The following is a 12,426-nucleotide window of genomic DNA, read 5'->3' on the forward strand; positions in this document are numbered from 1 at the left end:
CTTATTAGTTATATGTATGTAGAATCATTCAAATCATTCAGTGCGGGGCGATTGATGCGCTTTTGCACGTTAAAAGCCTCTCCTTCAGGTACGACCTTACCCTTAAACGAAGGGGTGAGGGTTCCTCAATCCCCGAACTCCACGATGTCGCCATTCGCCACGATATCACGTGCAATTTCGTAGCGTAGTTCAATACTGCTTCTACTTCCTGACGGTCAAATGTGGTAGACTTAGCCACACGTTCGCAGAAACTGCGGAACCCCACACGATACTTGCCCGTGGGTACAGCAACTTATACTATATCTCCCAGCGCGTTTACACCAAAATTCATTTTACGTTCCACAAGAACGAATTGTAAAGGTTTGTTTGCTATGATTGAGTAAGATATTCCTCCTTTGTTTCACGCTCCCGAAGTCGGAGGATTTCGCTTACGGAAGAGTGTATTTATACCGATAAAGCAAAAATACTCTATTTCTTTTGAAATTGGCAAGAAATCCTCTAAAAAGTGACGTGAAATTTTCCGGAATCTTACGTAAGATTCGAGAACTTCTTCAACCGCTTCTCTTTACCTGCTCATCATCGGCAAGAAAACACCCCTTGCGAGCCGATAAATGCGCAAAGGGCGTATTTTGCAGGAACGTGAAATTCTACTTGTTTTTGTTTTCCTTCTTCTCGTCCTTTTGACCGTTGAACTCAAAAAAGAGTTTAATCCTCTGCGAAAACGACTCCCCTGCATACACATCAATGGCCTGCCGGCCTGAGGAAGCAGACGTGTAATAGAGCCTGAACGCTTCCTTAGTGGCGGATAGCGGTCATTGGGTTTATTCACCTTTCAAGTCTTTTAGTTTTTTAATTTGGTGTATTGTTAGACTTTGCTCATTTTACCGCAGCTTACTTGGGCACTATATTTTAGGAGAAAAGAGTACCTCATTGCACAAATCGTTAATTTTTTATTATTTTTGCAGTATCCTAAATCTCAGAGGTAGCCTTATTAGTCAGATTATTAATCAAGTTCGAGATTTGAGTTAATTTGCACTTTTATCGAGTTAATTCAGGTTAATACGCAATGAAAGTTAATTAGGGAGTGTTAATTTTGTTCTCATGAAGAAGTCAACAATTTGGATATTAAGTATTGTGATGGGGCTTTCTTTTCTTAGTCTGCTGTTTTTGCAAGTCAGTTATATAGAGGAGATGATCAAAACCCGTAAGGAGCAATTTGATTCGGCTGTGCGAAATAGCTTGAATCAGGTTTCCAAAGATGTAGAATATGCCGAAACGAGACGTTGGCTGATCGAAGATATTTCTGAAGCCGAGAGAAAAGCATTGACTGCTAACAATGCGTCTATGCCGCAAGACCGCCTGATGCAGCAAACACAACGCTTTACGGTAAGATCGCGCGACGGGAAGATGTATTCGGATTTTGAATTGAAAGTCATGACTACTAAGCCTTCGGATTTACCTAAAGCCATGATTTCCCCCTATCGGGGAACGAAAACAATTCCGGAAACTTCCCGGTCGTTGGTAGAGAGCATTAAGAATCGGTATATGTATCAGCGGGCATTGCTTGATGAAGTCGTTTGGCAGATGATCTATCATGCCGGCGACCGTTCTATCGGCGACAGGGTACGCTTCAAGGACTTGGACGATTATTTGAAATCCAATCTCTATAATAATGGCATAGATTTGCCTTATCATTTTACAGTCATCGATAAAGATGGTCGAGAAGTGTATCGTTGTGCTGATTATGAGGTTAAAGGAAGCGATGATTCTTACCAGCAGGCACTGTTTAAAAATGATCCTCCTGCAAAAATGAGTATCTTGAAAGTGCATTTTCCGGGGAAAGAAGGCTATATTTTCAATTCAGTCAGTTTCATGATTCCGTCATTGATATTCACATTCGTTTTGTTGGTTACATTCATTTTCACCATTTATATTGTGTTCCGTCAAAAGAGACTGACAGAAATGAAAAATGATTTTATCAATAACATGACCCATGAGTTTAAAACGCCCATTTCTACAATTTCACTGGCTGCCCAAATGTTGAAAGACCCTTCTGTAGGAAAATCCCCACAGATGTTCCAGCATATATCGGGCGTAATAAATGATGAAACCAAGCGCTTGCGTTTTCAGGTCGAGAAGGTCTTACAGATGTCGATGTTCGATCGCCAAAAGGCTACACTGAAGATGAAAGAAATTGACGCGAATGAACTGATAACAGGAGTTATTAACACCTTTGCACTGAAAGTGGAAAGATATAATGGCAAAATTACATCGAACCTTCAGGCCACCGATCCTGTTATATTTGCAGATGAGATGCATATTACCAACGTGATTTTCAATCTGATGGACAATGCGGTGAAATATAAAAAGCCGGAAGAAGAGCTGGAGTTGAAGGTGAAGACATGGAATGAAGCCGGTAAGTTGATGATTTCGATAAAAGACAACGGGATAGGTATCAGGAAAGAAAATTTGAAAAAGATATTTGATAAATTCTATCGTGTGCATACGGGTAATCTGCACGACGTGAAAGGCTTTGGCTTGGGATTGGCTTATGTGAAAAAGATCATAGTCGATCATAAGGGAACCATCCGCGCCGAAAGCGACCAGAATGTAGGAACTAAATTTATTATAGCATTACCTTTATTAAAAAACAATTGATATGGACGAAAAATTGCGTATTTTATTGTGCGAGGATGATGAGAATCTTGGCATGCTTTTAAGAGAATATTTACAGGCAAAAGGTTATTCCGCCGAGTTGTATCCTGATGGAGAAGCCGGTTACAAGGCTTTTCTTAAAAACAAATACGATTTGTGCGTATTCGATGTGATGATGCCCAAGAAAGACGGGTTTACCTTGGCGCAAGATGTGCGTGCCGCCAATGCTGAAATTCCTATTATTTTCCTGACTGCTAAAACGTTGAAAGAAGATATTCTGGAAGGATTTAAAATTGGTGCCGACGATTACATCACTAAACCTTTCAGCATGGAAGAGCTGACATTCAGAATTGAAGCGATTCTGAGGCGTGTGCGCGGGAAGAAAAACAAGGAAAGCAACCTTTATAAGATCGGTAAGTTTACTTTCGATACTCAGAAACAAATATTGTCTACGGAAGACAAGCAAACGAAGCTGACCACCAAAGAATCGGAACTTCTGGCTTTGCTTTGCGCTCATGCGAATGAGATATTGCAGCGCGACTTTGCTTTGAAAACCATCTGGATTGATGACAACTATTTCAATGCGCGTAGCATGGATGTATACATCACTAAACTGCGCAAGCATCTGAAAGAGGATGATTCGATCGAGATTATCAATATTCATGGTAAGGGCTATAAGCTCATTACACCTGAAGTCGAATCCTAATAGTTCTTGCTTTTCCGTTCTGAGGTATGTGAATATAAAGTCTATTTTATATTGCAATGGGCGAATAGCACGCGGAATGGATGGGGCAGTTTTGGAGATTCTATATACGTCAATTCCCTCTGTTGGTGGATGGACAGGATGGAAATAAATAAAAAAACCGAGAGCGCCAGACAGGTGTTCTCGGTTTTTTTATTTGTTTCTTACAAATTAATCGATGATCTTTTTGTTAATAACAATATAGGATACAAGCCCTAATACGACAAGTACTATAGAACTACCCAGAATAACGTTGTTGTTTACATTCCCAGTCAAGGAGCATAACAACAGAATGACTACTCCGATCACGATTAATATTAGTCCCAGATTCTTTAATAAGCCTTTCATGTGTGTGTATTTTAATAGATTGTTATTTTCCAATCACAAATTAAAGCATAATTCTTTAACGGGCGAAATAAATTAGGTGAAAAAACTATTATGAGGCGATATTTCATTGATTTATGAATAGCTTTTTGCTCCTTCTTCCATTTAGTCTTTGGTGTTATAAAAGATCTTTTTCAAAACTTCTTGTCCTACACTTAACTCTTCTATTGTAATTCCTTGCAGGGCCTCTCTCAATGTTTGGTTGACTATAACATGTGCTTTCTCTTCCAACTCTTTTCCGTTTCTGGTCAGGTGAATGAGGTTGGTACGGCGGTCCTTTTTGTCGGAGATTCGTACAACAAGGTGTTGTTTTTCCATATTGTCGATAAGGCGCGTCATACTGGGCTTGTCTTTAAAAGTTGCGTTGCACAACTCTTGTTGAGTGATTCCGTCTTTTTTCCACAAAAAAATAAGAACAGTCCATTGCTCCGGGCTGATTTCCAGCCCATTTTGCCGGAAATTTCGATGCATCTTGCGATTGATCGCAGCAGAAACTTTGCCGTTTAGAATAGCAAATATAAGTCGGATATCAAAATTGAATTGCTCTACCATGAAATGATTGTTTAAACAACTTTGCAAATATACTCTACTTTCAGGATAATTCCTATTCATAGAATACAAAAAAGACTTAAGAATATGCTCATTTTCCACTTTTTGTGTTTTAGAGGATGTGTTTTTGTTTTTTTCTTCTCTTTGATTTGCCGGATTCCTATATTTTAATCCAAATAAAAAGAGGTTGGCTCAGAGTTCCTTTGATTTTTTTTCATTTTTTCTCAGAAGAGCAGTAGAATTGAACTTGAAAAATTTTCTAAGAATCGAGTAGTAGTCGCTGACTTGGAGTGGAATATATTTTAAAGAGGCAGTTCTTTTCGAATAAGTGAAGTATAAAAAGTATTGTCTTTTGAATTAAATTAGGATATGAATGCTTTGGGATGCAATAAAAAGATATTTAAGTGGCTGTATTTGTTGGTAGTTCCGGATAAAATCCCTAAATTTGCACCCGCATTTAAAAATCAATTAAATTATTTATTAATTAAAAACGAGTATGAATCAATACGAAACCGTTTTCATTTTAACTCCCGTTTTATCTGATGTTCAGATGAAGGAAGCGGTAGAGAAGTTCAAAGGTCTTCTTCAGAAAGAAGGTGCTGAGATTATCAATGAAGAAAACTGGGGATTGAAGAAATTGGCTTACCCAATTCAGAAAAAATCTACAGGCTTTTATCAGCTGATTGAGTTCAATGCAGCTCCTGCTGTAATTGAGAAGTTGGAAATAAACTTCCGTCGCGATGAACGAGTTATCCGTTTTTTGACTTTCAAGATGGATAAATATGCCGCAGAATATGCAGCTAAGAGAAGAAATGTTAAATCAAACAAAAAGGAGGATTAATCATGGCGCAACAAAATCAATCGGAAATCAGATATTTAACTCCGCCTTCAGTAGATGTTAAGAAGAAAAAGTACTGTCGCTTCAAAAAAAATGGCATCAAGTACATCGATTACAAAGATCCTGAGTTTCTGAAGAAATTCTTGAATGAACAGGGAAAGATTCTTCCGCGTCGTATCACAGGCACTTCTTTGAAGTTCCAACGTCGTATCGCGCAGGCTGTGAAAAGAGCTCGTCACTTGGCATTGTTGCCTTATGTAACTGACATGATGAAATAAGGAGGAGGAATAGTATGGAAATTATATTGAAAGAAGACATCGCAAACTTGGGTTACAAGAATGATATCGTAAACGTGAAATCAGGTTATGGTCGTAATTATTTGATTCCGACCGGAAAAGCTGTAATTGCTTCTCCCTCTGCAAAGAAAATGTTGGCCGAAGAGTTGAAGCAGCGTGCTCACAAGCTTGAGAAAATCAAGAAAGACGCTGAAGCAGTAGCTGCAAAACTGGAGGGTGTTTCTTTGACTATTGCAACAAAAGTAAGCTCAACCGGTACTATCTTCGGCTCTGTCGGGAATATCCAGATTGCTGAGGCTTTGGCTAAATTGGGTCACGAAATCGACAGAAAGATTATTGTTGTAAAAGACGCTGTGAAAGAAGTCGGTAACTACAAGGCAATTGTAAAACTTCACAAAGAAGTTTCTGTAGAAATACCTTTTGAAGTAGTAGCTGAATAAAAAACGATTTTTCGAGTATAAGGCAATGGCGGTTCATTCAAAGTGAAATCGCCATTGTTTGTTTTCATGTCGTTCTGATGAAATTACCGATATCGGTAATGTTTGTAAGTTGTAACATGAGCTTGAAATGAGTGGCGGCCGAAGAATCATTATTATTATAAGGGAGAACGGAAGGCGTAATTTATATTGCAACTGTATGGTATGTATATATCGAATCATGCGTCGTTAGGGAGAGAACGCTTTTCGATTATGAAGAGGTCGGCGAAGAAAAGGAAAGCAATTAACAAGTTCTGAAAAGGCATAAAAAAAGTCTGTCATGCTTTTACGCATGGGCAGACTTTCAATTCTCTCAGTGTTGTTCTGAATTATTCAGCTACAACCGCTGCACTATCAGCTGTAAGAGTATCAACTACTTCAGCTGCTGCTTCAGCTGCAGCTGCTTCTACTGCTGCGATTGAATCAGCGATGCGGATTGAATCTGCAGTTGCTTTTGCTGCATCTGCTGCTTTGTTACCACAAGATGAGAATGATACTGCTACGATAGCTACAGCTACCAAAACTAATTTTTTCATTTTCTTTGCTTTTAAATTAATACAATCAATTGCTTTATTAAAACGCTGCAAAGGTATATACTTTTTTAATACGTTGTTCTCCAAAAGGCGTTTTTTTTCAGAAAAAAGGATAAAAGAGTGTACCTTTTATCCTTTTTAAGCCTTACAGAAGCGATTAGTCTACTGCTATACTGTCGTATAGATATCGTTTGATACTTCTTTTGGGAGTCTTTTCGAATTCTGTGGGATAGAGTTGTATCTTGCTTACTTTCTCGTATGCCGCTACACTTCCGTTCAGGTTCTTTAAGTTCTCATTCATAATGGTTTCCAGATTATCCGGATTGTTGAGACCGAGTGAATCTAACGCTTCATAATCGGCATATACTAGTGCGACAAGTTTCTTGTTGCGTTCGATGACAAGACTTTCGAGGATGAACGGCATGTTGTTCAGCTTGCTTTCCAGCTCCTCCGGAAAAATGTTTTGTCCGTTCGAACTCAGTATCATGGTTTTTAGGCGTCCGCGGATAAATATGTTGCCGTTGGCATCCATCGTACCGAGGTCTCCGGTGCGCAGCCATCCGTCTTTGCTGAACACTTCGCGTGTCGCTTCTTCATTTTTATAATATCCTACCATGACATTCTCGCCGCGCACTTGGATTTCTCCGAGTTCCGCATCCGGATTCTTCTTGTAAACACGGGCCTCCATGATGTCGAGTATTTTCCCTGAAGAACCCAGAACGAATTCATTCCACGGAGAGTAACTGATGAGCGGTCCGCATTCGGTCATTCCGTAACCGATGGTGAAAGGGAATTTGATTTTGTGGAAAAACTCTTCCACCTCTTTGTCCATGGCTGCGCCACCGATGATGATTTCTTTAAACCGCCCTCCCAAAGCATCGATGAGTTTTTTCTTGATCTGACCGTAAATCTGAGCGTCGAGCAAAGGGATATTCAGCGCCCATTTCATTCCTTTCTTATTGATAAGAGGCTGGATGATGTTCCGGTAGATTTTTTCGATGACCAACGGAACGGTGATGATGAGGTTGGGCTTCACTTCTTCAAAAGCCTTCATGATAATTTTGGGTGAAGGCGCCTTTCCGAGCAGAGTGACATGCGTGCCGACCGCCGTTGCCGTAAGAAAGTCGAAAGCGCATCCGTAGGCGTGAGCCAGCGGAAGGAACGAAAGCACCTTGTCGCCTCTTTTAAGCAACTCGGTCCGGATGCCGAAAGTTACGTTTCCTGCCAGATTATTTCCGGTGAGCATTACGCCCTTGCTGAATCCTGTCGTTCCCGAAGTGTAGTTCAGCAGCATCACCTTGTCGTTCGACAGGGTTGTATATTGTACATCTTCGCGGGTGAACCCCTTCGGATAGGCACGGTGCATCTCTCTATCATGATTTTTCAGAAATTTCTGTATAGTTTCTCCGTCGCGCTGGTAAAGGCAGCGGAAATCGCTCAAGGAAAACACACCTCTTATTCCGGTCAACTTTTCTTCTTCCAGATTTTCCCAGATAGTATCGCTGGTAAACAGGAAGACAGATTCGGAGTGATTGACGATGTGATGGACATCGTTGGGCGTAAAGTCTTGCAGAATAGGAACAATGATGCCTCCGTAAGTGATGGTTGCCATATAGGCGATACACCAATGAGCGTTGTTTTTGCCGATCACCGCAATTTTGTCGCCTCTGCGCAGGCTGCAATATTTGAATATTAAATGCAGCCGGGCAATTCTTTCGGCCACTTCACCATACGAGTATTGTGTCTCTTCACCGTAATCGGAGTAGCAGGGCAAATCCCAATTTTCACGAAAACTGTTTTCGTATAGTTTGATAAAATTCTCTTTAATCATTGCACGTTTTTTGATAAACTGTGCAAAAGTAGGAATAAACTTTCGTATCCTAAAGTGTTTTACTGATAAATAGTGTAACTTTGCATAAAATATGCATTATTGACAGATTTATGATAGATACCACTGTGTTTCAAGATAAGACAGCCGTTTATTATACTTTGGGCTGCAAATTGAATTTTTCGGAGACTTCGACAATCGGTAAAACCCTGCGTGAGGCAGGAGTCCGTACCGCACGCAAAGGAGAAAAAGCGGATATTTGTGTAGTGAACACCTGCTCGGTGACGGAAATGGCCGACAAGAAGTGCCGGCAAGCCATTCATCGGCTGGTGAAGCAACATCCCGGCGCTTTTGTCGTGGTGACCGGATGTTACGCACAGCTGAAACCCGGCGATGTGGCGAAAATCAAAGGCGTGGATGTGGTATTGGGAGCGGAACAGAAGAAAGACCTGCTCCAATATCTGGGCGATTTGCAGAAACATGAAGAGGGAGAAGCGTTTACTACGACTACCAAGGACATTCGTTCGTTCGCGCCTTCGTGTTCTCGGGGCGACCGTACGCGCTTTTTCTTGAAAGTGCAGGATGGATGCGACTATTTTTGCTCGTACTGCACCATTCCTTTTGCGCGCGGACGCAGCCGTAACGGCACGATCGCCTCGCTGGTGGAACAAGCCCGGCAGGCTGCCGCCGAAGGTGGAAAAGAGATTGTGCTGACAGGAGTGAACATCGGCGATTTCGGGAAAACGACCGGAGAGACTTTTTTCGATCTGGTGAAAGCGCTGGATGAGGTCGAAGGCATCGAGCGTTATCGCATCTCTTCCATCGAGCCCAATCTGCTGACGGATGAAATCATTGAGTTCGTATCCCGCTCACGTCGCTTCATGCCTCATTTCCATATCCCATTGCAATCGGGTTCCGACGAAGTGCTGAAACTGATGCGTCGCCGATACGACACAGCTCTTTTCGCTTTCAAAATAGAAAAAATCAAAGAAATCATGCCCGATTCGTTCATCGGTGTCGATGTGATTGTGGGCACGAGGGGGGAAACGGACGAATACTTCGAACAAGCCTACCGCTTTATCGAGAGTCTGGACATCACCCAACTGCACGTGTTCAGCTATTCCGAACGCCCCGGTACGCAGGCTCTGAAAATAGATCATGTGGTTTCGCCCGATGAAAAGCACCGGCGAAGCCAACGCTTGCTGGCTCTTTCAGACGGAAAGACACAGGCATTTTATGCCCGCCATATCGGACAGGTGATGCCTGTGTTGATGGAAAAATCGAAAGCCGGTTCTCCGATGCACGGATTTACCGAAAATTATATCCGTGTGGAAGTAGAGAACGACGCCTCGCTGGATAATCAGGTGATAGCCGTTCGCTTGGGCGGCTTCAATGAAGATAAAACAGCGCTTAAAGGCACAATTCTGACGGAACATGAAGTCTAAGCTGGTTTATTATTTGGTATATGCGGGAATGTGGCTCTTATCGTCTCTTCCTTTACGCGTGTTGTATTTCCTCTCCGGTATGAATTATCTGCTGATGTATTACGTTGCAAGATACCGGAGAAGGGTGGTTCGCGACAATCTGAACCGTTCTTTCCCGGAGAAAAGCAAGCATGAAATCAAGCGGATAGAGAAACGCTTCTATCGCTATCTGTCCGACTATCTGATGGAAGACCTGAAGCTTCTGCACATGTCTGCCGAAGACCTTCGCCGAAGGATGACATATAGGAATACGGAGCAGTATCTGGATTTTATCGCCCGATACGGAGGAATTGTCTTGATGATTCCGCATTATGCCAACTATGAGTGGATCATCGGCATGGGGAGCGTGATGGAGCCGGGCGATGTTCCCATTCAAGTGTATAAACCGCTGAAAGACCCTTATCTCGATCGGTTGTTTAAACGAATCAGGTCGCGGTTCGGCGGATACAATATCCCGAAACATTCCACCGCGCGTGAGATTGTCAGGCTGAAACGCGACGGAAAGAAAATGGCGGTAGGGCTGATAACCGACCAGTGGCCCAGCAGCGACGATAAATACTGGACTCGCTTTCTGGGACGAGAGACGGCTTTTCTGACCGGAGCGGAACGGATTGCGAAGATGATGAATTTCCCGGTTTTTTATTGCGAACTCATCAAAACACGCAGAGGCTATTGTGAAGTGGAATTTAAGTTGATGACGGAGAAGCCGAAGGAGACGGCAGACGGTGAAATCACCGAGGCGTTTGCTCGTTGTCTCGAACAGACTATTCGTCGCGAACCGGCTTATTGGCTTTGGTCGCACAAACGTTGGAAAGCTTCGCAGGCGGAATGTTGATAAAGAAAAGAATCTCGGCACTTATGTCGTCTGTTTCCTTATTGTCGGAAATGGATTTTAAAATACAAACCGGAGAATAAACCGGAAAAACGGATTGAATATGAAAGTATCGGTTGTTATCTTAAATTGGAACGGACGCGACATGCTCCGTACCTTTCTGCCTTCGGTGCTTCGGCATTCGGAAGCTGAAAACGTAGAGGTCTGTGTGGCCGACAACGGATCGACGGACGATTCTGTGGACATGCTGCGCAATGAGTTTCCGGCTGTCCGCCTGATTCTTCTGGATCGCAATTACGGATTTGCCGACGGATACAACCGGGCTTTGCAACAGGTGGAGGCGGAATATGCGGTGTTGCTCAACTCGGATGTGGAAGTAACGGAGCGTTGGCTCGAGCCGCTGACGGATTATCTCGATACACACCCCGAGGTGGCCGCCTGCCAACCCAAAATACGCAGCTACCGCCGCAAAGAATTGTTCGAATATGCCGGAGCGGCAGGCGGATTTATCGACAGATACGGCTATCCGTTCTGCCGGGGGCGGCTGATGTCGGCAGTCGAGGAAGACGAAGGGCAGTATGATGCAGTTTCTTCGGTTTTTTGGGCTACGGGGGCGGCGCTCTTCATCCGGCTCGAAGATTACCGTCGGGTAGGCGGGCTGGACGGGCGGTTTTTCGCTCACATGGAGGAGATCGACTTGTGCTGGCGGTTGCGTTCACGTGGACGCAGCATTGTCTGCATCCCTCAAAGCACGGTCTATCACGTAGGCGCCGCCACCTTGAAAAAAGAGAATCCCCGCAAAACTTTTCTCAACTTCCGCAACAATCTGCTGATGCTGTACAAAAACCTTCCCCGGCAAGAGCTGTCGCGGGTGATGGTCGTACGCGCCGTGTTGGACTATGTGGCGGCATTCGCTTTTCTGCTGAAAGGGCAGGGGAGCAATGCCCGCGAGGTGATACGCGCGCGCAGGGAGTACAAACGGCTTCGCCCGTCTTTTGCACCTTCCCGTGAGGAGAACGTGCGAAAGGCCTCATTGCAGCAGATTCCCGAACGTATAAAAAACAGTATTTTGTGGCAGTTTTACGCGAGAGGGCGCAAGCGTTTCTCGCAACTGCCCCATTTAAAAAACTAAATAATATGAAACAAGTAAGCAGAGGCATCGGGCTGGTAGCTCACGATGCGATGAAAAAAGACCTGATCGAATGGGTATTGTGGAACTCGGAACTGTTGATGGGAAATAAATTCTATTGCACAGGCACTACGGGTACGCTGATTCTCGAAGCCTTGACCAAGAAACATCCCGAAGTGGAGTGGGACTTCACCATTTTGAAATCGGGACCGCTGGGAGGCGACCAGCAGATGGGATCACGCATTGTAGAAGGCCAGATCGATTATCTTTTCTTTTTTACCGATCCGATGACATTGCAACCTCACGACACCGACGTGAAGGCGCTGACCCGTCTGGCGGGTGTGGAAAACATCGTTTTCTGTTGCAACCGCTCTACGGCCGATCACATCATTTCCAGTCCGTTGTTCATGGATGCTGAGTATGAACGTATTCATCCCGACTATTCCGGTTATACGAAACGCTTTCAGAACAAGTCGGTCGTTACCGAAGCCGTGGAGTCGGTGGACAAGAGAAAGAAACGGCAAAAGTAAGTCGGTCGATCGATGGTTTGCGGGCTTTGGAATCAAACATTACAATGTTTGATTCCAAAGCCCGCCGCCTTTTTTTCAAAGCCCGCCGCCTTTTTTTCAAAGCCCGCCGCCTTTTTTTCAAAGCCCGCCGCCTTTTTTTCAAAGCCCGCC

General features: G+C 43.5%; 12 protein-coding genes and 2 pseudogenes. 9 read left to right on the forward strand and 5 right to left on the reverse strand.

Annotated elements, in window-relative coordinates:
- Positions 1-8: 8 nt before the first annotated feature.
- Positions 9-373, reverse strand: a pseudogene (locus tag GGR07_RS13990) (HU family DNA-binding protein).
- A 274-nt stretch (positions 374-647) separates the two neighbouring features.
- Positions 648-829 (reverse strand): annotated as a pseudogene (locus GGR07_RS13250) (TraQ conjugal transfer family protein); the annotation flags it as partial.
- 272 nt (positions 830-1,101) lie between these two features.
- Between GGR07_RS13250 and GGR07_RS13255 the strand changes: the two are divergent.
- The gene (locus tag GGR07_RS13255; RefSeq protein WP_034543859.1) at positions 1,102-2,658 is read left to right on the forward strand and encodes a sensor histidine kinase; all 1,557 of its coding nucleotides are present in this window, start codon (positions 1,102-1,104) and stop codon (positions 2,656-2,658) included.
- Between the two features lies 1 nt (position 2,659).
- Positions 2,660-3,361, forward strand: a complete 702-nt coding sequence (gene rprY / locus GGR07_RS13260; RefSeq protein ID WP_021643928.1) for a response regulator transcription factor RprY — start codon at positions 2,660-2,662, stop codon at positions 3,359-3,361.
- Positions 3,362-3,886: 525 nt separating this feature from the next.
- On the opposite strand, the gene GGR07_RS13265 is transcribed toward rprY, so the two are convergent.
- On the reverse strand, positions 3,887-4,333 hold the full coding sequence (locus GGR07_RS13265) for a MarR family winged helix-turn-helix transcriptional regulator (protein WP_021643926.1): 447 nt from the start codon (positions 4,331-4,333) through the stop codon (positions 3,887-3,889).
- A gap of 493 nt (positions 4,334-4,826) precedes the next feature.
- Here GGR07_RS13265 and rpsF point away from each other — a divergent pair, with 493 nt between their 5' ends.
- From rpsF to rplI, 3 genes are read left to right on the forward strand one after another with little or no spacing between them, the layout of a single operon-like run.
- Positions 4,827-5,171, forward strand: a complete 345-nt coding sequence (rpsF, locus tag GGR07_RS13270) for a 30S ribosomal protein S6 (protein WP_021643923.1) — start codon at positions 4,827-4,829, stop codon at positions 5,169-5,171.
- Between the two features lie 2 nt (positions 5,172-5,173).
- On the forward strand, positions 5,174-5,446 hold the full coding sequence (rpsR, locus tag GGR07_RS13275) for a 30S ribosomal protein S18 (RefSeq protein ID WP_021643922.1): 273 nt from the start codon (positions 5,174-5,176) through the stop codon (positions 5,444-5,446).
- Between the two features lie 14 nt (positions 5,447-5,460).
- Positions 5,461-5,904, forward strand: a complete 444-nt coding sequence (rplI, locus tag GGR07_RS13280) for a 50S ribosomal protein L9 (protein ID WP_021643921.1) — start codon at positions 5,461-5,463, stop codon at positions 5,902-5,904.
- Between the two features lie 365 nt (positions 5,905-6,269).
- Here the strand turns inward: rplI and GGR07_RS13285 are convergent, their stop codons facing one another.
- Positions 6,270-6,476, reverse strand: a complete 207-nt coding sequence (locus GGR07_RS13285) for a hypothetical protein (protein ID WP_034543867.1) — start codon at positions 6,474-6,476, stop codon at positions 6,270-6,272.
- Between the two features lie 154 nt (positions 6,477-6,630).
- The gene (locus tag GGR07_RS13290; protein ID WP_021643919.1) at positions 6,631-8,304 is read right to left on the reverse strand and encodes a long-chain fatty acid--CoA ligase; all 1,674 of its coding nucleotides are present in this window, start codon (positions 8,302-8,304) and stop codon (positions 6,631-6,633) included.
- A gap of 110 nt (positions 8,305-8,414) precedes the next feature.
- On the opposite strand from GGR07_RS13290, the gene mtaB reads away from it, so the two are divergent.
- From mtaB to GGR07_RS13310, 4 genes are all read left to right on the forward strand, one after another.
- The gene (mtaB, locus tag GGR07_RS13295; protein WP_034543864.1) at positions 8,415-9,746 is read left to right on the forward strand and encodes a tRNA (N(6)-L-threonylcarbamoyladenosine(37)-C(2))-methylthiotransferase MtaB; all 1,332 of its coding nucleotides are present in this window, start codon (positions 8,415-8,417) and stop codon (positions 9,744-9,746) included.
- Complete coding sequence (locus GGR07_RS13300) at positions 9,736-10,620, forward strand: lysophospholipid acyltransferase family protein (RefSeq protein ID WP_034543865.1); 885 nt, start codon at positions 9,736-9,738, stop codon at positions 10,618-10,620. Before mtaB ends, GGR07_RS13300 begins: the two co-directional genes overlap by 11 nt.
- 100 nt (positions 10,621-10,720) lie before the next feature.
- Positions 10,721-11,749, forward strand: a complete 1,029-nt coding sequence (locus GGR07_RS13305; protein ID WP_021643916.1) for a glycosyltransferase family 2 protein — start codon at positions 10,721-10,723, stop codon at positions 11,747-11,749.
- Between the two features lie 5 nt (positions 11,750-11,754).
- Positions 11,755-12,276 (forward strand): methylglyoxal synthase, encoded by a 522-nt coding sequence (locus GGR07_RS13310; protein WP_021643915.1) that lies wholly within the window; start codon positions 11,755-11,757, stop codon positions 12,274-12,276.
- Positions 12,277-12,426: the final 150 nt, after the last annotated feature.

Source organism: Bacteroides pyogenes (genome assembly GCF_014196225.1).
GTDB classification, from domain to species: domain Bacteria; phylum Bacteroidota; class Bacteroidia; order Bacteroidales; family Bacteroidaceae; genus Bacteroides; species Bacteroides pyogenes_A.

Excerpts from the sequence above, each read along its gene's own strand:
- GGR07_RS13255 (WP_034543859.1), top strand. The coding sequence starts at position 1,102 with ATGAAGAAGTCAACAATTTGGATATTAAGTATTGTGATGGGGCTTTCT.
- rprY (WP_021643928.1), top strand. The coding sequence starts at position 2,660 with ATGGACGAAAAATTGCGTATTTTATTGTGCGAGGATGATGAGAATCTT.
- GGR07_RS13265 (WP_021643926.1), bottom strand. The coding sequence starts at position 4,333 with ATGGTAGAGCAATTCAATTTTGATATCCGACTTATATTTGCTATTCTA.
- rpsF (WP_021643923.1), top strand. The coding sequence starts at position 4,827 with ATGAATCAATACGAAACCGTTTTCATTTTAACTCCCGTTTTATCTGAT.
- rpsR (WP_021643922.1), top strand. The coding sequence starts at position 5,174 with ATGGCGCAACAAAATCAATCGGAAATCAGATATTTAACTCCGCCTTCA.
- rplI (WP_021643921.1), top strand. The coding sequence starts at position 5,461 with ATGGAAATTATATTGAAAGAAGACATCGCAAACTTGGGTTACAAGAAT.
- GGR07_RS13285 (WP_034543867.1), bottom strand. The coding sequence starts at position 6,476 with ATGAAAAAATTAGTTTTGGTAGCTGTAGCTATCGTAGCAGTATCATTC.
- GGR07_RS13290 (WP_021643919.1), bottom strand. The coding sequence starts at position 8,304 with ATGATTAAAGAGAATTTTATCAAACTATACGAAAACAGTTTTCGTGAA.
- mtaB (WP_034543864.1), top strand. The coding sequence starts at position 8,415 with ATGATAGATACCACTGTGTTTCAAGATAAGACAGCCGTTTATTATACT.
- GGR07_RS13300 (WP_034543865.1), top strand. The coding sequence starts at position 9,736 with ATGAAGTCTAAGCTGGTTTATTATTTGGTATATGCGGGAATGTGGCTC.
- GGR07_RS13305 (WP_021643916.1), top strand. The coding sequence starts at position 10,721 with ATGAAAGTATCGGTTGTTATCTTAAATTGGAACGGACGCGACATGCTC.
- GGR07_RS13310 (WP_021643915.1), top strand. The coding sequence starts at position 11,755 with ATGAAACAAGTAAGCAGAGGCATCGGGCTGGTAGCTCACGATGCGATG.